Raw genomic sequence first — 21,953 nt, forward strand, 5'->3', positions numbered from 1 at the left:
CCTCCTTCTTAATCTTTCATTTTCGGATCAAGTGCATCACGTAATCCATCTCCGAGTAAGTTAAATGCCACCATCAATAAACTCAAGACAATTGACGGGAACATCAAAATATGCGGTTGGAATTTGATTAGTTTATAGCCATCGTTAATCAATGTTCCAAGTGATGCAGCTGGTGGTTGTAACCCAAGACCGATAAAGCTCAAGAAAGCCTCGAAGAAGATTGCACCTGGAATTGTGAACATTGTGTTGATAATAATAATTCCTAGAATGTTAGGAAGTAAGTGTTTAGAAATGATGCGGTTGTTGCTTGCTCCTAAAGTACGTGAAGCCAATACGAATTCCTGGTTTTTATATTTAAGAACTTGTCCACGTACAACACGTGACATCCCGATCCATCCAGTAATTGTAATGGCGATAATAATGGCCATGATACCTGGATCCATGACGAGAATCATTAAGATAACCACGACAAGGTTTGGAATTCCGTATAAGATTTCAACGACACGTTGCATGATATCATCTACTCGTCCACCATAATATGCAGAAATACCTCCATAAAGAACGCCGATGACCATATCTATTAAAGCTGCAATGAATGCAATGAATAATGAGATTTGAGTACCTTCCCATACACGTGAGAACATATCACGTCCTAATCCATCAGTACCGAACCAGTAGTATTCGTCTACATTTTTCAGTTCATACAAATCTACTTCTTTACCTGCCAAATTCCCTGTTCCATCCCAAATACCGATGTTTTCAAAACCTGGAACTTTCGGTGGTAAGTTTGCATGAGTAAGAGTTTGTGTCTCTGCATCATGCGGACTTATCATTGGCCCTACAAATGACATGATTATAATCAAAAACAAAATGACAATACTAACGATGGCCGCTTTGTTTTTACGAATGCGTAACCATGCATCTTGCCAGAAGCTTAAACTTGGTTTAGTAATACGTTCTGCTGCACTGCTATCTATTGTAATACGGTTAAAAGAACCAGCAGGTAATTTATCTAGATTTTGTGTCATTAATTATTACCTCCTGATAAACGGATACGTGGGTCGATTACTCCATAAAGAACATCGACAACTAAGATAATGAAAATCAAGAATACAGAGAAGAACAACGTTGTTCCCATAATAATTGAATAGTCATTGATCATAATCGCTTTTACAAATTGCTCACCGATACCTGGAATCGCAAATATTTGCTCGATAACAAGTGAACCTGTAAGTAATCCAGCAGCAACTGGTCCTAAAACCGTTACCAAAGGAATCAAAGCATTACGGAAAGCATGCTTAAATGCTACTTCAAATCCACTGGCACCTTTAGAGCGTGCTAGAGTAATATAATCTGAGCTTAAGACTTCGATCATTTCTGTACGGATGAAACGTGAAGCAATTGCAAGTGGTCCCATTGCTAATGCAATGGAAGGCATAACACTGGACATCCAGCCGTCTTTCCAAAGAGCTACTGGGAACCAGCCTAATTGTACGCCGAACCAATATTGAAGAGTTGTTGCAAAAACGAATGATGGGATAGAAATACCGATAATAGCAATTAATGTACTACCGTAATCCCAAATCGTATTTTGTCGTAATGCGGCAATCATCCCAAGGATAATACCGATGAAAACTCCTAAAATCATACCTTGTGCACCTAGTAAGAAAGATGGTCCTAAGCGATTGAGAATTAAATCTGTTACGCTCGCACCTTTAAACTGGAATGAGTTACCTAAGTCACCTTGTGCTAAATTTAGCATGTATTTACCATACTGAACTGGTAGTGGTTCATTTAAACCATATTTCGCCTCTACTACCGCTAGCTGGTCAGGGGTAAGTTTCGAAGCGGATGCAATAGGGGAACCTGGTAGCGTTTTCATTAAGAAAAATGTTGCTGTCGCAATCAGGAAAAGAGTAATGAACATATAAAAAACACGTCTTGCGATATACTTAGCCATTTTTGCACCTCCTAAGTGAATACGAGCAGAATTTAAATTCTACTTTTCTATATAAACAGATGAAACTAGTTAATGTCAAATTAATATTTGAAAATAGTAAATTTTTAATTAATTCACTCTCATTTAAAAAGAGAGTATATGGCCCTATTGGATACCATATACTCTCTCTCTATGAGATTTTTTTTCTTAGTTAAAGATTACTCTTTACCTGAGATGTACGCCCATTTGTATGAGTAGTCTCCACCGAATGGGTGAGAAACAATACCTTTAACATAAGGTTGTACTAATGCCATTGTTCCGCGTTGGTAGATCGGTCCAATTGCATAATCTTCTTGAACTAACATTTTCTCAGCTTGAGCCATTGCTTCCCAACGACCTTCTGCATCAAGTGCAAGTTCACCTTTAGCTGATTCAATCAACTTGTCAAACTCAGGGTTAGAGTAAGACATTAAGTTATGAGAAGAACCTGTTACGAACAAGTCTACGAAAGTCATAGGATCTTGATAGTCAGGGCCCCAACCAGAAACTTGGATATCATAATCTTGTTTTTCATCAAGTTCTAAACGAACGTTGAATGGTACTTCTTTAAGTGTGATTTTTAAACCTTCAAGGTTAGTCTCTAATTGAGATTTGAAGTACTCATCCATTTTCTTAGAAAGGTCAGAGTCTCCACCTAGAATTTCAAGAGATAATTCAGTAACACCTAGCTCAGATAAACCTTTTTCCCATGCGGCTTTAGCTTCTTCAACATTGTAAGTAGCCATGTCGCCATTTACTTCGCGGAAGTCAGCACCTTCAGCAGTGAAAGTGAATTCTTGTGGTACTAAGTAGTTAGCTGGAAGAGATCCGTTAGCTAATACTACATTTGCTAAATCTTCTTTGTTGAATGCTTTAGCAAGTGCTTCACGAATGTTTACGTTAGCAAGTGGTGTTTTCTTACCGTTACGTTCTTGGTTATATTTGAAGTAGAACACAGTTGGCTCTAATTCTTTTAATAGATTTTCATCGTTAGCATATTGCATAGCATACTCACCAGAAAGACCAGTACGATCTTTTTCGCCAGTTGTGTAAAGGTTAACTGCAGTAGCTACTTCTTTAACAACGTCGAAGTTGATTTGAGTAAGTTTTACAGTTTCTGCATCCCAATATTGTTCGTTTTTCTTAAGTTTCCAAGTTAAACCAGTGCCATCCCAATCAGTCATAGTGAATGGACCGTTGTAAAGAATTGTTTCAGAATTTGTTGCATATTTATCGCCTTGTGCCTTAACGAATTCTTCTTTCAGCGGGAAGAATGTTCCGAATGACATCAATGAGATAAAGTAAGGAACTGGACGCTCAAGAGTAACTTCAAGAGTTTTCTCATCTAGAGCTTTAACTCCAAGGTCAGCAACTTCAGCTTTTTTCTCACCGATAGCAGTTGCGTTTTTGATAACGCCAGCCATCATGTAAGGACCGTATGGTGAACCAGTTGCTGGGTCAATTGCACGTTTCCATGCATACTCGAAGTCGTTAGCAGTAACAGCAGAACCGTCAGACCATTTAGCATCACGTAACTTGAACGTGTATGTTAAACCATCTTCAGAAATTGTTGGTTCCTCAGCAGCCATAGCTGGAACAGGAACATTTTCTTGATCCAAACGCATAAGACCTTCGTTTACGTTACCTAACATATCGAAACCAACTTGGTCTTCAACGATTGAAGAATCCAATGATGGAATCTCAGCGACGTGGTTTAGATTAAGGATTTGCTCCGCATCTAAAGCACCTTCAGCTGGTTCTTCTGTACCTGTATCGCCGTCTCCTTCAGTTGCTGGTTCAGTTGAAGGTTTTTCTTCATCTTTACCACAAGCAGCTAAGAACATACTAAGTACTAGCATAAGACTTAATAGCCAAACTAATTTACTTTTCTTCACTTAAAATGACCTCCTTAAATATTCTGAAAAATTGTTACAATGTTAATTATACATATTCAAAAAAATCTGTACAGTCTTTTTTTGAATATTTTTTACACTTATGTAACAGAAAGATTACAAGAACATAACAGAACCGTTGGTAGTCTAAGGTTTTTCGAGAATTGCGAATTATTAATTCGTTTAGCGAAATTTTGATTTTTTCCGTCAATTCTTCTACAATATGAGAAGGATTGAGGTGTTTTTATGAAAAAGTTGATTAATTGGTTTATTGCTTCTCAGTTACTTATCATTGCATTGATGTTACTCATTATTAAAGAAGTGACACTTACCTCTTATATAAACATGTCGTTTTTTGTCGGAGGAACGATCACTTTTATTGGGTTATTGGTCTATGTTGTGTCAAATGGATTTTTCGATATTTTTACTATGAGCTTCAGAAAAGTTTTCTCATCGAAAAGAAGTTTAGTGGATACGGAGTCAATGCGTGCCCCTTCGGAGTTGCTGGATTTCCAGACAAAACCTTTTTTCCAGTTAGGTGGGTCCATTTTACTCGCAATGTTGATTGCACTGATGATTTATTATTTAGCATAATTTGTACTTGATTTTGGAGTTTCTTCTATATTATAATGACAATCAAAATACATGATAAATGCAAAGACGAAGAATAGTACTTTTGAATGGGTTGTCCAGAGAATCTGTATTTGGTGAAAACAGATCTTCCCATCATTAGGAATGGACTTCTGAGCATGGTTTACGAACCGGATTTCGGTGTAGTTCATCACGTACCTTCACGTTACGAAGTTAAAGAGGCCAAGATTTTTTGGCAATCTGGGTGGTACCACGGATTCACACATCATTCGTCCCTTTTTGAGGGAGAGTGATGTGTTTTTTTTATTTTTAAGGAGGAAACCACATGAAGAAAATTTTTTCAGGCGTACAGCCAACAGGAACGGTCACACTCGGTAATTACATCGGTGCTTTCCGTCAATTCACTACCTTGCAAGACGAGTATGAATGTATTTTTTGTATCGTGGATCAGCACGCAATTACGGTTGCACAAGATCGACTAGAACTTCGTAAAAATATCCGATCACTTGCAGCGCTCTATTTGGCAGTCGGTATCGATCCAAAGAAAGCCATTCTATTCATCCAGTCGGAAGTTCCTGCACATGCTCAGGCGGGATGGATGATGCAATGTATCTCTTATATCGGTGAACTTGAGCGCATGACTCAGTTTAAAGATAAGTCTTCGGGGAAAGACGGCGTATCTGCCTCTCTTCTCACTTATCCACCACTTATGGCAGCAGATATCCTGCTTTATCAGACCGATATCGTGCCTGTAGGTGATGATCAAAAGCAACATGTGGAATTAACACGTGATCTGGCTGAGCGTTTCAACAAAAGATATAATGACGTTTTGACGATTCCAGATATTCGCTTACCTAAAAATGGAGCACGTATCAAGGCTCTACAGGATCCTTTGAAAAAGATGAGTAAATCTGATCCAAATAAAAAATCGACGATTTCTCTATTGGATACACCAAAAGAAATTGAGAAAAAGGTCAAAAGCGCAGTAACTGATTCAGAAGGCATTGTTGCTTTTGATGTAGAGAAAAAACCGGGCGTTTCCAATCTGTTGACGATTGAAGCTGCGTTGACCGGTGAAACAATCGAAGCATTGGTTGAAAAATATGCTGGTGTTGGATACGGTGATTTCAAAGCTTCTGTTGCGAATGCTATTATTGATCACATTACACCTATTCAGGAACGCTACGAAGCGCTGTTAAATTCGGATGAGTTAGATGGTATCTTGGATGATGGTGCGCAAAGAGCACAGGCTGCAGCTTCTAAAACACTCAAAAAAATGGAGAACGCGATGGGCTTGGGTAGAAAACGATAAACGTCATAAGAACAAACGAACAAGCAAATATGAAGAAATCGGGTGTCTGGAATATAAATGTCCAGACACTTTTCCATGTGTATCCCAGTGAAAGATAATTTAAATACAATAAAATCTGCATAAGGCTTATGACAATGCAAATGTAGCTGATTAAGAACATTAACCATTTGATCAATATTAGCACCCTTTTTCACTACTATATGAAGTGTTTGTACATGTCAGTCTGAAAGCTTGCTTCTTTTTACAAGAAGGCCTCAAATCAGCACTTTTCCAACTTTACTCTTACTTGTTCCAATTGCCGTTAATATTTAACAAAAAAAAACGACTCATCATTTTCAAGATGAGTCGTTTTAATTTTCATTATTTTACTGGTGCGTTAGCAGATATTGCAACTTCATCCCAGAAAGTCATTCCAGCAGCGATATCATAGTTAAGAACTCGCTTGTTAGTAGATGTTATGCTGTAACGGAACAATGTAGGAATTACAGGAAGCTCTTCGTTCATAAGTGCTTGCCATTCTTTGTAGACGCCTTGACGGTATTCAACATCGAATGCATCTTCAGATATACCCTTTGCAAGTAACTCGTCATTTTTTTCGTTTGTCCAACGAGTGTAGTTGAACAATGCTTTACGACCGTATAATCCTTCTGGATCCACGTCTGATCCTGTACCCCATGCTGCAGCAAAGATATCAATTTTTGGATCATTTGCTTCCACGCGCTCGTAGAATGAGTTGAACTCGTGTAATTTGCCTTCTAACAATTCAACTTTAATACCTACATCAGCCCAGTTTTGAATGTAGTGTTGAGCTAATGGCTCAGCTACATCAGAACCTGACATTGATGCAAAGTTTAATTTGAATTCTTTACCTTCAGGATCTTCAACAAAACCATCATCATTTGTATCTTTGTAGCCAGCTTCAGCTAACAATTCTTTTGCTTTCTCTGGGTTGTACTCGATAGCTTTTGCATCGAAATCATGGTAACTAGGGAAAGATGGTGGAATTAATGTAGTAGCCGGGAAACGTAAACCATGGTACATTTTTTCGCCAACTGGCTTGTTGTTAAGAGCTACAGCCATTGCTTGACGTAATTGTTTGTTTTCTAATTTCGGGTTGCCCATAATGTTTTCGCCTTTTTTAGCATCCCATTTACCAAGGTTGAAACCAATGTAAGAATAAGCTAAGTCAATTTGACCAAGTAATTCAGTATTTTGAAGTTCTTTTGCTGATAAATATTGGTCAGCAGGTAAGCTTGCAATATCAAGGTCGCCATTTTGCATTGCTTTAACAGCAACACTTGGGCTTACAACTTTAAGTACGATAGATTTAAGCGCAGGAACGCCTCTCCAGTAATCTTCGTTGCGTTCGAATTCAACAGATTCACCTGGAATGATTTTCTTAACTTTGAAAGGTCCGTAACCAATTGGAGTTGTACGAATCTTGTCAGATTCAAGTATTTCTGCAATTGTCATGTCACCCAAGTAGTGACGTGGTACTGGGTAAGCCCAGAATCCAGTTGTTAAAGAAGGACTAGCTTGCGTGAAAGTGATTTTAATTGTTTTTTCGTCTTTTACTTCGATACCAGAAATCGTTTTAGCTTTACCAGTATGGTATTCTTCCATACCAACTACCATAGGAACTAAACCTGAGTAACGAGCTTCAGTATAGTCTGGATGACCAAGTAATTCATAAGCATATAATAAGTCGTCTGCTTTAACTGGCTCACCATCATGCCAGTTTACATTGTCTTTGATTTTTACAGTAATAGATTTTTTGTCTTCTGATATTTCAAATGTAGCAGGACCGTCATTTGTAATTTCGTAGTCACCATTAATTGCAAGTAAGCTTTCATCAAAGAATTGAAGAACTTCAGAATCAGGGTTACCTGAATAGAATACATAGTTCAAAGTACCTTCAAATGGTGTATCTGAAATCAAACCATAGTTTAATGAACCATCTTTAACTGCTTCACCTTCAGCAGAAACTTTTGTCGGGAAAGCTAAATCAATTTTGTTTTCATCTTCCCCTGCTTCTTCATTATCTTTCTCTGGATCTTTCTCGCTACCTTTGTCTTTACCAGTACAAGCTGCTAAAAAGGCGCTTAGTACAAGCATCAAACAAAGTAACAACAGTGAACTTTTCTTCATTTTTCTTCCTCCCTTTTTATGTCAATCTTTGTCTTGCATCAGCCGCACGTTTCAACGCTTGACCGATGAAATTTATACACAGCATGATTACTAATATCAGTAATGATGCAGGTAACCAAACCCACCATCTATTTTCGATGACTTCTGGATTACTGGCGTACGCTACTAATGTTCCTAGTGAAGGAACACTTTCAGGTAAACCGAATCCGAGATAAGTTAATCCAGTTTCAATTCCAATATTACCCGCTAACGTTAACGTCATGTTTACGATAATAATAGAGCTCAAATTTGGTAACACTTCAAACATCATAATTTTCCAGTTTGGTGTTCCAAGAGTTTTTGAAGCATTTACGTAATCCAGTTCGCGTTCAGCAAGTGTCTTGGATCTGATTAATCGCGCTTTACCTGTCCATAAGAATAGAGACAGGATCGCGATGAACGTATAGACGTTGAACACAGGTACAACTGTTATCAATACGATAATAATCATCAAGAAAGGTAGGATGATGATGAAATCGATGAAACGCATAATAATATTATCTACAGCACCCCCGAAGTAACCGGCAATCAATCCTACCGTTAATCCGATTATTGCCGAAATTAACGTGATGACCACTCCGATGGTAATGGAATTCTTTGCTCCAATGATTAACGTGCCAAAAACATCACGTCCGCCATAATCTGTACCAAGCCAATTGGCAGCAGAAGGTTCAGCATAAATGTTAAAAACATCAATTCTTCTGATTTCCTCTAAGTCAAGAAAATACGATCCTATATACACCGTCAACAAAATACCGCTCAATAAGATAAGTGAAAAAAGCGCCATCTTATCATGTTTAATTTCACGCCACATCGTTTTGGCTAATGAAGTGTGCGTACTTTTAGATTTCATTGCACCCGTTACGGGCGTTTCATTTCCCATATTTACTGTCATTTTTCTCTCTCCAATCTAGTATCCTCAATCGATGCGAATTCTTGGGTCCACCCAGCTTAGAATAATATCGGATAGCATGGTGCCGACAATTGCAGCAATACCTGATATTAATACTAGGATTGTTACGACACTAAAATCTCGTGAACTGATTGATGATAAAAAGAGTTGGCCCAATCCTGGGTAACTGAAGATTGATTCTAAGAATATGGAGCCGCCTATTAATCCAGTAATTTCATAGCCTAGAAAAGCAGCAATCGGTAATAATGAGTTGCGTAATATGTGCTGCGTATAAACTTTACGTTCTGGTACACCTTTTGCACGTGCAGTTTTGACGAAGTCTTTAATTTTTGTATCAATGATTTCATTTCTTAAGTACTGGATTGTACCGAATGTAGCGAGTAATGCACCAGCCATTGTTGGTAACACTAAATGCTCTGCCTTACTTAAGACATATTCGAAAGTTCCTTTATCAGCCCTAATGTCGACCGAACCACCTATTGGGAACCACTGGAGTACAAAGCCAAAGATAAACAATAAGATTAAGGCAAATACGAATAATGGTGTGGCAAACGACAAATAGTTATACCAGACAATAATTTTGTCCGCCCACGAATCTGTCCACCTACCGGCTATAATTCCGAGTGGAATGGCAATTAAGTAACTGACAATTAAAATACTTGCGGATAACAAGAGGGTATTACCCACTCGGTCACCGATCAAGTTTGTTACCTTTTGTTGGTAGACCGCTGATTTACCAAAATCACCTTGGACGGCATTACCAATCCATCGGGTATATTGAACATGCCATGGATCATTAAGGCCAGCTTTTTCACGCAGTTCCACAATTCGTTCCGGATCAACATCCCCTGCACCGAGTTTTCCAGTCAATGCGTCCCCAGGCATTGCTTTTGCTAAAAGAAAGATTAAAACACTGAGTATGAATATTTGAGGAATCATAATCAATGTCCGGCGAAAAATAAACTTTAACATTGTTATGTCCTCCTATTGCATCGCAACTGAGTGCGTGTCTGTAATTTTCTTTAAACCGTAAGAACGGCCATCTTGATCGAAAAATTGATCTCTAGTTTGTCTGTACTCTTCCGCAATTTGTTGGCGAATCAACGTCTTTTCTTTGCGATGTCCTGTTTCCATTTCTGGAATAGCCGCAATCAAACGTTTTGTATATATATGTTGTGGATTGTTGTAAATTTCTTCGCTTGTCCCTTCTTCAACAAATTGACCGCGATACATAATTCCCATTCGATCGCACATATGACGAATAATGCCAAGATCGTGACTGATGAATAAGTACGTAAGGTTAAATTCTTTTTGGATGTCCTGCATGAAGTTCAAAACCTGAGCTTGTACCGAAACATCCAATGCCGACACCGGTTCATCTGCAATAATTAATTTCGGATTTAACATTAAAGCTCTGGCAATCCCTATACGTTGACGCTGTCCACCTGAAAACTCATGCGGATATTTATAAATAGCTTCTGGGTTCAACCCCACTCGTTCAATGACAAACTGTACGCGTTTGCGCTCTTCATCTGGTGATAACCGTTCGAAGTTACGAATCGGTTCTGCAACAATATCAAGTACACGCTTCCTTGAATTCAGTGATGAATAAGGATCCTGGAAAATCATTTGAATGTCTTTCGTATATTTGCGGCGATCACTTTTTGACAGCTTAGTCAAATCTGTTCCATCAAATAAAATTTCACCCGAAGTGGCTTTATTCAATCCAATGATTGTTCGTCCGGTAGTCGTTTTCCCACAACCAGATTCACCTACAAGACCGTATGTTTCACCTGCTTGAAGCTCAAAACTGACACCGTCGACTGCACGAACATGATCTTTTACGGTTTTAAAAACCCCACCGCGAATTGGATAATGTATTTTTAAATCGTTCACTTTAAGTAAGGACATAGTGTTTTTCTCCTGTTTTCCCTTCTGGGAAGTAGAAATTACGATAGCATGAGCAACGCACCCAGTGATTCGGTTCTACTTCTTCCAAAACGGGATTCTCTTGATGTTCTTCCTCACCAATCCATTCGATTCGAGGAGCAAAACGACAACCAGTTCTCTTCAGATTTTGAATCGATGGGACAACCCCATCAATTACGTGCAAACGACCTTTGTTTGAAAAATTACTTGGGATTGAATTCAATAAAGAGCGTGTGTATGGATGAAGCGGATTCGACAGGATTGTATCCACAGCTGCCACTTCAACAATTTGACCCGCATACATAACTGCTACTCGGTCTGCCATTTCGGCTACGACTCCCAAGTCATGTGTAATTAGGATAATGCCGGCCTTTGTATCTTCCTGTAGTGTTTTCATCAAATCCATAATTTGTGCCTGAATTGTTACATCTAATGCGGTTGTTGGTTCATCCGCTATCAATAGCTTCGGCTCGCAAGCAAGTGCAATCGCTATGACAACACGTTGTCTCATTCCACCTGATAATTCATGAGGATATTGTGTATAAACGCGTTCTACGTTTGGAATGCCCACTTTCCCAAGTAACTCATGCGCCTTTTTTTTACGCTGACTCCCTGGAAGTTTCGTATGATACTTCATGGACTCTTCAATTTGTTTCCCGATGCGCACTAATGGATTCAGAGCTGTCAAAGGATCTTGAAAAATCATACCAATATCATTCCCGCGGATTTTGTTCAAATTCGCATCGTTTAAACGCAATAAGTTTTGATTATTATAATTAACTTCACCATCTAATTTTGTTCGCTTTTTTGTGTGAAGCCCCATAATGGAAAGAGCTAATGCGCTTTTCCCACATCCCGACTCACCAACAATCGCTAGTACTTCGTTTTCATTTACAGTCAACGTGACATCATCAACCGCTGCATAATACTGCTCTTTAATCTTAAAAGATGTTGAAAGATTGCGAATATTTAACACAGGATTACTCAAATTAACGCCTCCCACATGTTGGTTTATCTTAGCTGAATAGTATGTATTAGTTCGTTTTATCAGAAAAGTCGAACACTTTTTAAAAATATACAATATCTTTCCAAATGTTACAACAATTATTTTTATATTAAATTTACTCATACTGTGTTTAAAGTATGAATGACACGTAAATTAAATAATCATTATTATTAAATTTAGTTATTTTAATATAGTTATAATTTTAGTTGAATTGATATCTATAGCCTTTTTATTGAGAATTTTAATATATTGCAGTAAATAATATTTAATTCGTTCATTTGATATGCATATAAAGTTTTTCTACTAAGTAACCATTGAAATTGTTTTCGTCTCCCTAATATTTCGACATCGTCCGACATTATCTAATGGATAAAACTAACAAAAAAAGTCTCAATAGCACTTACATGCTACTGAGACTTTAACTGTTTAATTACGAACTTTTTTGAATAAAAGTGACGCGTTATGTCCACCAAAACCAAGTGAATTACTCATTGCATACTCGATTTCTTTTTCACGTGAGGCGTTTGCCACATAATCAAGATCACAAATCGGATCAGGATTTTCCAAGTTCATCGTTGGAGGCAAAATACTATCATGTATTGCAAGCGAAGTAAATATCGCTTCAATTCCGCCAGCTGCTCCAAGCAAATGTCCTGTCATTGATTTTGTTGAACTCATAGCAAGTTTGTAAGCATGTTCACCAAATACTGATTTAACTGCCATTGTTTCAAATTGGTCGTTGTAAGGTGTACTCGTACCATGTGCATTGATATAGTCGACATCAGAAGGAGAGATTCCAGCATCCGTAAGTGCTTGTTGCATTGCACGGGCAGCGCCTTCACCCTCAGGAGCTGGTGCTGTGATATGATGTGCATCACCAGTTGAACCGTAGCCGATAATTTCTGCATAAATTTTCGCACCACGTGCAATGGCGTGTTCATACTCTTCCAAAATAACAATACCCGAGCCTTCTCCAATTACAAATCCATCACGGTTTGCATCAAATGGACGTGAAGCGGTCTTAGAATCTTGGTTAAGAGTAAGAGCAGTATTCGAACAGAAACCTGCAACTGACATATTTGTTATCGGTGCTTCTGCTCCACCAGAAATCATTACATCAGCCTCTCCACGTTGAATCACTTTAAATGCATCACCGATTGAGTTAGTGCCTGATGCACAAGCTGTCACGGTACAAGAATTCATTGCTTTTGCACCGAAATGAATCGATACTTGACCCGCTGCCATGTCCGGAATCATCATCGGGACGAAAAACGGACTTACTCGACGATAGCCTCTGTCTAGAAATGTACGGAACTGTGCTTCATATGTTTCCATTCCACCAATTCCAGACCCAATCCATACGCCTGTGCGAAGACCCAGTTCAGGTGTTAATTCCAAATTTGCATCTTTCATCGCCATAATGGATGCTGCCAGTGCAAAATGTGTAAAGCGGTCCATTTTTCTTGCTTCTTTACGCTCGATATATGTTTCGATATCAAAGTCTTTAACCTCTGCTGCAACTTTTGCAGGAAAATCGTCCGGGTTGACGCGAGTCATTGGTCCAATGCCCGATCTGCCTTCTTTAATCCCCGCCCAAGTTGTTTCAATATCATTTCCAAGCGGTGAAACCGCTCCTACTCCCGTTATTACAACACGACGTTTTGTCATGATTTTTTCTCCCTTCATGTGAAAATTGATTTTTATATTAACTGTTTAACATTGCATTACTTGACTGGGTGACAATCGTAACCCAACTGACACTCCATCAAAATAACTCTATCTTCCCCATTTTAAGCAAATGGCCCCCCATGTTAAACCGCCGCCAAATCCAACAAGAACCACTACATCATCGTCTTTCACTCTACCCACTAAAATATCTTCTTTTAATGAGATTGGTATAGATGCAGCAGATGTATTACCGTATTGATTAATTGTTTTGGACATTTTCTCTACAGGTAATTCTAATCGCTGTCTTGAAGCTTCCATAATTCGAATATTCGCTTGATGAGGCACCAAGAAATCGACTTCATCTTTTGTCAGTCCAGCTTTGACAATGACATTTTCAGCTGATTCCCCCATTTGACGGACAGCAAATTTATATACTTCCCGACCATTCATTTCAAGGAAGGGACCGTTTTGGAATAAGTGTTTTCCTCCGGAGCCGTCTGCACCAAGTTCAAATGATAGAATACCTCTGCCTTCCGAAACCTGACCAATGATGGCCGCTCCGGCACCGTCTCCAAATAAGACAGCGGTATTGCGGTCTTCAAAGTTCGTAATTTTTGATAGTTTTTCAACGCCCACAACTAGAACATACGGATAGACACCCGTCTCAACAAATTGTTTGGCTGTAATCACTCCGTACATAAAACCTGCACATGCCGCCGAAATGTCCATTGCCGCTGCATTCTTTGCACCGAGTTTCTCCTGAATCATCGTCGCAACAGTTGGAAAAGGCATATCAGGCGTAACCGTAGCAACCAAAATCAAGCCAATTTGATGAGCTTCGATCCCTGACTCTTCTATCGCTTGTTTAGCTGCTTCGAAAGCCATATCTGAAGTATTAACATCATCGTCCGCATATCTTCTCTCTTCTATACCAGTACGAGTACGAATCCATTCATCGGTAGTATCCATTTGTTTTTCCAAATCAAAGTTTGTAACAACACGTTCTGGCACATATCTTCCTAAGCCGATAATCCCCACACTCATATGACACCCTCATTTCAATTATTATCTTCTATTAGTACCTGGTAATAATAATAACGAATTAAGCATGAAATTTCAACTCATCGTCACGAATTTGCCAAACTTAGAGAAGGTTCTATAAAAGATTCTTTGTCACATTCGGCTCATATGCTATGATGGTAGAAGTAAATAGTCTGTCCAGAGGTGAAACAACATGAAATTTGTCATTACATTAATTTGGTCATTTCTACTTGTTACAATGCTGAACTATGTAGTAAGTTCAGTGGCAGCAGTGCCATTCGACTTTAACTTGGGTGCTATCATCTCACTTGGGTTTGCAGCACTTATCTTCTTGATTTCTGCAATTATTCCTAATGAGCCAGCAACACACGAGCACCACTAATTCAACAAAACAAAAACGGTATCTCCGAAGCTTCCACTTCAGAGATACCGTTTTTTATTAATTGATTATAACTTCTCCATTTTCAAGGGATACTTCAACATTGCTTCCGGGAGTTAAGTTCCCACCAAGGAGAACTTTTGCTACAGCTGTTTCAACGTGTCGCTGAATAAAGCGACGCAATGGGCGTGCCCCAAACGCTGCATCCGTTCCCTCACTAACCACCCAATCAATCAATGGCTGGGTGAAAGTAATTGTGATTTCCTGCTCTTTCAACCGATTTGCTAATTGCGCCAAATACTTCTCCGTAATTGACGTGAAGTGAGAACCTTTTAATGAATGGAACAAAACAATTTCATCCATTCGGTTCAATAATTCTGGTTTAAAATGTGTTCGAAGTGCAGTCATCACCAAAGATTCCGCTTGGTCGCTATCCTCCAACAAATATTGTGATCCAATATTTGAAGTCAGAATCACTACAGTATTTGCGAAGTTGACGACCCGCCCCTGACTGTCCGTAATCCTTCCATCATCCAAAAGCTGGAGTAAGATATTAGCGACATCAGGATGTGCTTTTTCTATTTCATCGAGCAAAACGACCGAATATGGATTACGTCTTACCATTTCTGTCAGTTGCCCACCTTCTTCATAGCCGATATATCCTGGAGGAGCTCCTACAAGACGTGATACGCTGTGTTTCTCCATATATTCGGACATATCAATGCGGATGAAATGATCTTCGGAATCAAATAAATTGGCAGCTAATGCCTTGGCAAGCTCTGTTTTTCCTACACCGGTTGGCCCCAGGAATAAAAATGAACCAATTGGTTTTGTAGGATCTTTAATACCCGCACGTGCACGCCAAACGGCTTCCGTTACAAATTGGACAGCCTGATCCTGCCCCACTACACGTTCCTGTAATGTTTCCTTCAATCTAAGAAGCTTATCTCTTTCTCCTTCAACTAATTTCATCACGGGTATTCCTGTCCAACGAGAAACGATAGAAGCAATTTCCTCCGAAGTCACTTCTTCGCGCAATAAACGATTTTCAGAAGTTGATTCAAGCGCAGACTCAAGTTCAGCGATTTCTTTTTCGAGCGTTGGTATTTTGCCATGACGAAGCTCGGCTGCTTTATTTAAGTCATAGCTATTTTCCGCCAGTTCCAGATCTCGTCGGTAACCATCCATTAACTCACGTTTCTTTTGAATGTACTGAAGGGATTCTTTCTCTTTGGACCATTGATTACGCATAGACTCGGTGGACGTTTTCAATTCATCGAGTTCCTGTCGTAGTTTAGATAAACGTTGTTGACTTGCCTGATCTTTTTCCTTCATCAATGCTTGTTCTTCTATTTCCAATTGCATCATTCTTCTTGTCACTTCATCCAGTTCCTGAGGCATGGAATCAATTTCTGTTCGGATCATCGCACATGCTTCATCCACTAAATCAATTGCTTTATCCGGCAAAAATCGTTCCGTTAAATAACGGTCAGACAATTGTGCTGCTGCAACAATCGCCCGGTCATGTATCCGTACAGCATGATGCAATTCAAAACGTTCTTTTAATCCACGTAAAATCGACACGGTATCTTCAACAGAAGGTTCCCGTACCAAAACTTGTTGGAAACGTCGCTCCAGTGCAGGGTCCTTTTCGATATACATACGGTACTCATCAAGCGTTGTTGCTCCGATACAATGCAATTCTCCACGTGCCAACATAGGTTTAAGCATATTGCCCGCATCCATCGCACCTTCTGTTTTTCCAGCACCGACAATGGTGTGAATCTCATCAATGAAAAGAATAATGCGTCCTTCACTATCTTTAACTTCTTTTAACACCGCTTTTAATCGTTCTTCAAACTCACCGCGGTATTTAGCACCTGCAATCAATGAACCCATATCCAGTTCATAAATATCACGTTCCTTCAATCCTTCAGGAACATCCTTCCGTACGATTCGCTGTGCCAATCCCTCAACTATCGCTGTTTTACCAACACCCGGTTCCCCTATCAGCACCGGATTGTTTTTAGTTTTTCTGGAAAGAATACGAATGACGTGTCTGATTTCCTGATCTCGCCCAATAACGGGATCCATTTTTCCATTACGAGCCTGTTCTACTAAATTGCGACCATACAGTTCTAGTGGTCTTTTCTGTTCTTGTTGCTGTTGCATATTCGCGCCACTCCTTGTTTGACCTTTTTTGACTAATTGATTTTATTATAGGATGCTGGGAGGAATATTGTAAAGAAATGTGCATAGGATTTTTGTGGTGCATAATGTTTGTTTGGTGAATTTCGTTGTTTAGTTGGGGAAGCATTCATTTGAAATTAAAATACTATGTTAACCTTTACAGTGGTTTATCGTACATTTGCGAAGGGTCTGATACTTCACGCTCTTGCGGCTTGCTAGGCGCAAATGTACTCTCTTGTTTTCAATTCAATATCCACAACTTTCTATAATAATGGCATAAAAAATCCACTCACTTAACTGTGAGTGGATTAATAGAATATCTTATCTGACACCGAGTGCCATTTTTGCGTAGCGGGACATATTGTCTTTTGACCAACCTGGAGTCCACACAATATTGACATCGACTTCTTTAACTTCCGGTAATTCGTATAATGCAGTTTTTACTTGGTCAACAATCATTGGGCCCATTGGGCATCCAAGTGAAGTTAATGTCATAGTCACAACTGCAAATCCATCTTCTGATAAATCCACATCATAAACAAGTCCAAGGTTTACAATATCAATACCAAGTTCTGGGTCAATAACATTTTCGAGTGCACCCATCATGCTGTCGCGCATATCTTGATCCATGTTCATACCCCTCTCTAACTAACGTATATATTCATCATAACAAATGCAGCTTACTGAGACAAATAGTGTGCAATGAAGCTGGTTGATTCCAGCATCCCTTTTCTTGAAACGGCATGACCCGCAGATTTATCCGTCATAAACTGGAAACGTTCAGGATCATGCACATATGATTTTTTCAACGCATTGAAAAAGTTAAAGGTAGGTTCATAAGGAACCACATTATCTTGAACCCCATGCCAGAAAAATACTGGCCGGCCATTCAATGCACTCGGGTTTAAAGTAAGATCGAATTTTCTTAACGTATCAAACATCTGCATACGCTCCACGTCAGTAATCGGTAATTTAAAGCCACGTGCTTCATACTGAGCCATTTGTGCCTTCGCCAAATGGACATATCCAGGAGAACCCATCATCACGGCAGCCGTGTCTATCCACGGATAAACATTCAGGCACCCTAATGTTTCAATGCCTCCCATTGATGTCCCAGCTAGCCCTATTTTTGTATGGTCCATTATTAAGTTTCGTTCAATTAATTGTTCTCTTAACATAGCTACTTCTTCAATAGATGTTAAAATTATTTCCCAGAAGCGCAGTGACAATTGAATTTCATCAAGATTTTCTTGTCTCTCCCCATGCAAATGGGCATCAGGCAGTAACACTCGAAAGCCTTTCTCGGCCAATTGATAGGCATAATGTAAGTTGTGTTCTTTAGCACTTGTGAAGCCATGAAGAAAAATCACGACTGGTACCTGTTGTTCCCGTAGGGATTCTTTGTATACATGCAATAGTGGAATATGTCCCCACCGCTCATTTTCAACGTTCACTTTTCCACTTCCTTTGTATCTAATACTTGTTATCGTAGCAAAACAAATCAAAAACTTCAAAAATGAAGTTGGATTTTTTTGACTAATGGATGTCCATGACGATACACTTTACTCTAATAGGAAAGGAGTCATTTAACATGCAACCTCATTTAATCGTTTTGGATCTTGATGGAACATTATTAACAGATGAAAAAGTCATTTCTGAAAAGACTTTACATACGTTATTTAAAGCAAAAGAAAAAGGTCATGAAATAATGATCGCGACTGGACGACCTTATCGTGCCAGTGAAGTTTACTACCACCAGTTAAAAATGCAAACACCCATTGTCAATTTTAATGGTGCCTTTGTCCATCATCCCACTGACCATACATGGAATCCGATTCATGAACCCATTAATTTGAAAGTCGTAAACGAAGTGATTGATGCCATTCATGATTATAAATTTCATAACATTATTGCCGAAGTTATGGATGATGTTTACTTGCACTATCATGATGAGAAACTGCTCGACATTTTCAGCTTCGGAAAACCACAAGTAACAACAGGTGATATACGAAATTATTTAAAGACCGACCCTACCAGTTTGCTTATTCATGCAGAAGAACATGAAGTTCCTGCCATCCGTCAACACTTACATGATGTACATGCAGAAGTGATTGATCACAGAAGATGGGGCGCGCCATGGCATGTAATTGAAATTGTACGCAGCGGCCTAAATAAAGCTGTAGGTATTTCGCATGTATCGAAACACTTGAATATTCCAAAGGAACGCATTATTGCATTTGGTGACGAAGACAATGATTTAGAGATGATTGAATATGCTGGAACCGGCGTTGCTATGGGCAATGCCATTGCGAAACTCAAAAACATTGCAAATGAAGTAACAACTTCAAATAATGACGATGGGATTGCGGATTTCTTACAAGAACGTTTAAAATTATAGAAATAGTTGATTCAGGAGGATACAAATGAGAATATTTGCAGACAGTGCTTGCGATTTACCGAAATCTTTTTATGAAACAAATCCGGTCACGTTGATTCCATTACGTGTACATATTGATGATGCCGAATACTTGGATGTCATGACAATCGATTCGACACAAGTTTACGCGGAAATTCGTCAAGGGAAACAACCAAAAACTTCACAAGCTTCACCAGAACAATTTTTGTCGTTTTTTGAAGAACTTGCGAAGTCCGGAGAAGAAGGCTTGTATATTGCCTTTTCTTCAGAACTTTCAGGAACACATAATACCGCAGTTATGATTCGGGAACAGGTAAAGGAAGACTATCCTGATCTTAAATTAACAATCGTTGATTCGCGATGTGCTTCACTTGGTTATGGCTTGCTTATAAAGGAAGCCGTCCGATTGATGAAATCTGGAGAACCTATGGAACGTATTGTCGAAATAATCCGTTTTAAAGCACTACATATGGAACATTTGTTTACAGTTGAAGATTTAGATTATATGGCTCGAGGCGGACGCGTGTCCAAGACCAGTGCTATTATTGGAGGATTATTAAACATCAAACCTCTTCTTCACGTGGAAAACGGCAAGCTTGTACCGATTGAAAAATTAAGAGGACGCAAAAAAGTAATGAAACGGATCATTGAACTCATGGAAGAACGCGGTGAGCGTTTACATGAACAAACTATTGCAATCAGTCATGCTGACGATGAAGCATTTGCAATGGAAATGAAGGCAATGGTTGAAGAAACATTCCATCCAAAACATGTAGAAATTCATATTATCGGATCTGCGATAGGTGCACATACTGGTCCTGGTGCATTAGCTTTGTTCTTTTCAAATCAGATACAGCCATAAGAAACGGAGCGAGTGAACATGAAGAAAATCGTCATCGTTGGAGCTGTTGCAGGAGGAGCGACTGTCGCTTCCCAAATTCGTTTTTATGACAAAAACGCAGAGATTGTTGTGTTCGATCAGGATGATACGATGTCGTATGGTGCGTGCGGAATGCCGTATGTCATCGGAGGGAAAATTTCAGAGCACAATCGTTTGATTGCGGCAACTCCTGAAGAGTTTAAAAACGAGCGGAAAATCAATGTTTTTCTGAAACATCGTGTGACAAAAATTGATCGCCAGCTTAAGACGGTAGAAGTCTTGAATCTCGAGTCCCAGCAATCCTTTAAAGAAACTTACGATTTTCTTATCCTCTCTCCAGGTGGTACACCGATTGTGCCTGAAACAACCGGTCTGGAAAGCGCGATCATGTTCACGTTGCGTAACTTCAGTGATATGAAAAAAATCAATGGATATATATCCACTGAGAAACCTAAAAGCTGTGTAATTGTGGGTGCTGGATTTATCGGTGTGGAAATGGCAGAAAATCTTGTTGACCTTGGTTTGAACGTATCAATTGTCGAAAAATCCCCTCAAGTGATGAACATCATGGACGTGGACTGCTCTACCCTTGTGGAAAAAGAGCTAAGTGATCATGGTGTGCGCGTATATAAGGAAGATTTTATTACCAATGTAAAGGGTTCTAATCTGGTTCTCGATTCTGGCAAAACGATCCAAGCCGATTTCATTCTTATGAGCATCGGTGTATCGCCCAATACGAAATTGGCTGAAGACGCTGGTTTAACGATTGGCGAAACGCGAGGGATTGTCACAAACGAATATTTGCAGACAAATGATGCTTATATATATGTAATCGGAGATGCTGCAGAAAATAAAGATTTCATCACTGGCGACGCCAAACGTGTTCCGCTAGCCTGGCCAGCTCATCGCCAGGCGTTTATCGTCGCGAAGCATATCACCGGAGAAAAAATTCCTTTCAAAGGATTACTTGGTACAACGATTTGCAAAGTCTTCTCACTGGATGTGGCATTAACTGGATTAAATGAGCGAACATTGAAAGATAGTCCGCTGAAGTTTGAAACGATTATTCAAAAATCTAAATCCAATGCTGGCTATTATCCGGACCATGCAAACATATTCTTGAAAGTTCATTATGATTCTGTAACCCGCAAAGTATTGGGTGCACAAGCAGTTGGTGGTAAAGGTATCGATAAACGAATTGATGTCCTCTCCACTGCCATTTTTGCCGGTCTCACAATGGACGATTTACAAGCTTTGGAACTGGCCTATGCCCCTCCCTATTCATCACCAAAAGATCCCGTGAATATGGTCGGTTACCGAGCTAATTAGAAAAGCGAAAAGCGTCACTTTAGCTCGACGTCAGTGCTGGAAAGGTTCTCATTGCGACGAGTAACCGCAGGAGCAAGACCCATGCGAAAGCCTGCTTTCGCCTGAGGTTCTGAAGCTTAGGTGCGAGCTGACGCTTAGAACTAGACATCGCGATCATTGAAAGAATTAATATTTCAGTAGAATCCATCTTAATGAAATTGAAAAAATCGCTTGGGACTGTATGTTGTCTCAAGCGATTTTTG

The 21,953-nt window shown here is 39.3% G+C and carries 18 protein-coding genes, 1 pseudogene and 1 other annotated feature; of the genes and pseudogenes, 6 read left to right on the plus strand and 13 right to left on the minus strand.

Annotated features, from left to right (window positions below; genetic code table 11):
- Window positions 1-8: 8 nt before the first annotated feature.
- The 3 genes from opp3C to MHH33_RS13445 all read right to left on the minus strand — a co-directional run bounded on the left by opp3C (window position 9) and on the right by MHH33_RS13445 (window position 3,873).
- On the minus strand, window positions 9-1,028 hold the full coding sequence (gene opp3C / locus MHH33_RS13435) for an oligopeptide ABC transporter permease (protein WP_016428016.1): 1,020 nt from the start codon (window positions 1,026-1,028) through the stop codon (window positions 9-11).
- Window positions 1,028-1,960 (minus strand): oligopeptide ABC transporter permease, encoded by a 933-nt coding sequence (gene opp3b, locus MHH33_RS13440; RefSeq protein WP_016428017.1) that lies wholly within the window; start codon window positions 1,958-1,960, stop codon window positions 1,028-1,030. The genes opp3C and opp3b overlap by 1 nt, the downstream gene beginning before the upstream one ends.
- A gap of 197 nt (window positions 1,961-2,157) precedes the next feature.
- Window positions 2,158-3,873, minus strand: coding sequence for a peptide ABC transporter substrate-binding protein (locus tag MHH33_RS13445; RefSeq protein WP_016428018.1), 1,716 nt, complete (start codon window positions 3,871-3,873; stop codon window positions 2,158-2,160).
- Between the two features lie 243 nt (window positions 3,874-4,116).
- Between MHH33_RS13445 and MHH33_RS13450 the strand changes: the two genes are divergently transcribed.
- Both MHH33_RS13450 and trpS read left to right on the plus strand, forming a co-directional pair.
- On the plus strand, window positions 4,117-4,464 hold the full coding sequence (locus tag MHH33_RS13450; RefSeq protein WP_016428019.1) for a DUF3899 domain-containing protein: 348 nt from the start codon (window positions 4,117-4,119) through the stop codon (window positions 4,462-4,464).
- Window positions 4,465-4,518: 54 nt separating this feature from the next.
- Window positions 4,519-4,741, plus strand: a binding site (T-box leader).
- A gap of 45 nt (window positions 4,742-4,786) precedes the next feature.
- On the plus strand, window positions 4,787-5,773 hold the full coding sequence (trpS, locus tag MHH33_RS13455; protein ID WP_342542007.1) for a tryptophan--tRNA ligase: 987 nt from the start codon (window positions 4,787-4,789) through the stop codon (window positions 5,771-5,773).
- A gap of 360 nt (window positions 5,774-6,133) precedes the next feature.
- Here trpS and opp4A read toward each other — a convergent pair whose 3' ends face one another.
- The 7 genes and pseudogenes from opp4A to MHH33_RS13490 all read right to left on the minus strand — a co-directional run bounded on the left by opp4A (window position 6,134) and on the right by MHH33_RS13490 (window position 14,520).
- Window positions 6,134-7,921, minus strand: coding sequence for an oligopeptide ABC transporter substrate-binding protein (gene opp4A, locus MHH33_RS13460; RefSeq protein ID WP_342542009.1), 1,788 nt, complete (start codon window positions 7,919-7,921; stop codon window positions 6,134-6,136).
- A 16-nt stretch (window positions 7,922-7,937) separates the two neighbouring features.
- Window positions 7,938-8,774: pseudogene (locus MHH33_RS13465) on the minus strand (ABC transporter permease); the annotation flags it as partial.
- A 105-nt stretch (window positions 8,775-8,879) separates the two neighbouring features.
- Window positions 8,880-9,845 (minus strand): oligopeptide ABC transporter permease, encoded by a 966-nt coding sequence (opp4B, locus tag MHH33_RS13470; RefSeq protein ID WP_016428023.1) that lies wholly within the window; start codon window positions 9,843-9,845, stop codon window positions 8,880-8,882.
- 12 nt (window positions 9,846-9,857) lie between these two features.
- On the minus strand, window positions 9,858-10,784 hold the full coding sequence (locus tag MHH33_RS13475; protein ID WP_342542010.1) for an ATP-binding cassette domain-containing protein: 927 nt from the start codon (window positions 10,782-10,784) through the stop codon (window positions 9,858-9,860).
- A complete protein-coding gene (locus MHH33_RS13480) occupies window positions 10,771-11,790 on the minus strand; it encodes an ABC transporter ATP-binding protein (protein WP_016428025.1) in 1,020 nt (339 codons plus the stop codon). The genes MHH33_RS13475 and MHH33_RS13480 overlap by 14 nt, the downstream gene beginning before the upstream one ends.
- A gap of 444 nt (window positions 11,791-12,234) precedes the next feature.
- On the minus strand, window positions 12,235-13,476 hold the full coding sequence (gene fabF / locus MHH33_RS13485; protein WP_016428026.1) for a beta-ketoacyl-ACP synthase II: 1,242 nt from the start codon (window positions 13,474-13,476) through the stop codon (window positions 12,235-12,237).
- A gap of 108 nt (window positions 13,477-13,584) precedes the next feature.
- Window positions 13,585-14,520 carry a beta-ketoacyl-ACP synthase III gene (locus MHH33_RS13490; protein WP_342542011.1) on the minus strand — a complete coding sequence of 312 codons (936 nt, stop codon included), beginning with the start codon at window positions 14,518-14,520 and terminating at the stop codon, window positions 13,585-13,587.
- A gap of 190 nt (window positions 14,521-14,710) precedes the next feature.
- Here MHH33_RS13490 and MHH33_RS13495 point away from each other — a divergent pair, with 190 nt between their 5' ends.
- Entirely contained in the window at window positions 14,711-14,899 is a 189-nt protein-coding gene (locus MHH33_RS13495) for a YjzD family protein (RefSeq protein WP_016428028.1), read from the plus strand.
- A 57-nt stretch (window positions 14,900-14,956) separates the two neighbouring features.
- On the opposite strand, the gene MHH33_RS13500 is transcribed toward MHH33_RS13495, so the two are convergent.
- The 3 genes from MHH33_RS13500 to MHH33_RS13510 form a co-directional block, all read right to left on the minus strand.
- Entirely contained in the window at window positions 14,957-17,068 is a 2,112-nt protein-coding gene (locus tag MHH33_RS13500; RefSeq protein WP_016428029.1) for an AAA family ATPase, read from the minus strand.
- Window positions 17,069-17,407: 339 nt separating this feature from the next.
- Window positions 17,408-17,716 (minus strand): metal-sulfur cluster assembly factor, encoded by a 309-nt coding sequence (locus MHH33_RS13505; RefSeq protein WP_016428030.1) that lies wholly within the window; start codon window positions 17,714-17,716, stop codon window positions 17,408-17,410.
- A 50-nt stretch (window positions 17,717-17,766) separates the two neighbouring features.
- On the minus strand, window positions 17,767-18,540 hold the full coding sequence (locus MHH33_RS13510) for a prolyl oligopeptidase family serine peptidase (protein WP_342542012.1): 774 nt from the start codon (window positions 18,538-18,540) through the stop codon (window positions 17,767-17,769).
- 137 nt (window positions 18,541-18,677) lie between these two features.
- Between MHH33_RS13510 and MHH33_RS13515 the strand changes: the two genes are divergently transcribed.
- The 3 genes from MHH33_RS13515 to MHH33_RS13525 are packed head-to-tail and all read left to right on the plus strand — an operon-like array spanning window position 18,678 to window position 21,711.
- Window positions 18,678-19,484, plus strand: coding sequence for a Cof-type HAD-IIB family hydrolase (locus tag MHH33_RS13515; protein ID WP_016428032.1), 807 nt, complete (start codon window positions 18,678-18,680; stop codon window positions 19,482-19,484).
- A 25-nt stretch (window positions 19,485-19,509) separates the two neighbouring features.
- The gene (locus MHH33_RS13520; RefSeq protein WP_016428033.1) at window positions 19,510-20,364 is read left to right on the plus strand and encodes a DegV family protein; all 855 of its coding nucleotides are present in this window, start codon (window positions 19,510-19,512) and stop codon (window positions 20,362-20,364) included.
- Window positions 20,365-20,382: 18 nt separating this feature from the next.
- The gene (locus tag MHH33_RS13525) at window positions 20,383-21,711 is read left to right on the plus strand and encodes a CoA-disulfide reductase (protein ID WP_342542013.1); all 1,329 of its coding nucleotides are present in this window, start codon (window positions 20,383-20,385) and stop codon (window positions 21,709-21,711) included.
- Window positions 21,712-21,953: the final 242 nt, after the last annotated feature.

This window comes from Paenisporosarcina sp. FSL H8-0542 (assembly GCF_038632915.1).
Lineage (GTDB): Bacteria > Bacillota > Bacilli > Bacillales_A > Planococcaceae > Paenisporosarcina.

What these genes read in the sequence shown, in the direction of transcription:
- MHH33_RS13500 (WP_016428029.1), bottom strand. Translation starts at nt 17,068, where the DNA reads ATGCAACAGCAACAAGAACAGAAAAGACCACTAGAACTGTATGGTCGC.
- opp3C (WP_016428016.1), bottom strand. Translation starts at nt 1,028, where the DNA reads ATGACACAAAATCTAGATAAATTACCTGCTGGTTCTTTTAACCGTATT.
- MHH33_RS13520 (WP_016428033.1), top strand. Translation starts at nt 19,510, where the DNA reads ATGAGAATATTTGCAGACAGTGCTTGCGATTTACCGAAATCTTTTTAT.
- trpS (WP_342542007.1), top strand. Translation starts at nt 4,787, where the DNA reads ATGAAGAAAATTTTTTCAGGCGTACAGCCAACAGGAACGGTCACACTC.
- MHH33_RS13475 (WP_342542010.1), bottom strand. Translation starts at nt 10,784, where the DNA reads ATGTCCTTACTTAAAGTGAACGATTTAAAAATACATTATCCAATTCGC.
- MHH33_RS13495 (WP_016428028.1), top strand. Translation starts at nt 14,711, where the DNA reads ATGAAATTTGTCATTACATTAATTTGGTCATTTCTACTTGTTACAATG.
- MHH33_RS13490 (WP_342542011.1), bottom strand. Translation starts at nt 14,520, where the DNA reads ATGAGTGTGGGGATTATCGGCTTAGGAAGATATGTGCCAGAACGTGTT.
- fabF (WP_016428026.1), bottom strand. Translation starts at nt 13,476, where the DNA reads ATGACAAAACGTCGTGTTGTAATAACGGGAGTAGGAGCGGTTTCACCG.
- MHH33_RS13450 (WP_016428019.1), top strand. Translation starts at nt 4,117, where the DNA reads ATGAAAAAGTTGATTAATTGGTTTATTGCTTCTCAGTTACTTATCATT.
- MHH33_RS13525 (WP_342542013.1), top strand. Translation starts at nt 20,383, where the DNA reads ATGAAGAAAATCGTCATCGTTGGAGCTGTTGCAGGAGGAGCGACTGTC.
- opp4A (WP_342542009.1), bottom strand. Translation starts at nt 7,921, where the DNA reads ATGAAGAAAAGTTCACTGTTGTTACTTTGTTTGATGCTTGTACTAAGC.
- opp4B (WP_016428023.1), bottom strand. Translation starts at nt 9,845, where the DNA reads ATGTTAAAGTTTATTTTTCGCCGGACATTGATTATGATTCCTCAAATA.
- MHH33_RS13505 (WP_016428030.1), bottom strand. Translation starts at nt 17,716, where the DNA reads ATGGATCAAGATATGCGCGACAGCATGATGGGTGCACTCGAAAATGTT.
- MHH33_RS13515 (WP_016428032.1), top strand. Translation starts at nt 18,678, where the DNA reads ATGCAACCTCATTTAATCGTTTTGGATCTTGATGGAACATTATTAACA.
- opp3b (WP_016428017.1), bottom strand. Translation starts at nt 1,960, where the DNA reads ATGGCTAAGTATATCGCAAGACGTGTTTTTTATATGTTCATTACTCTT.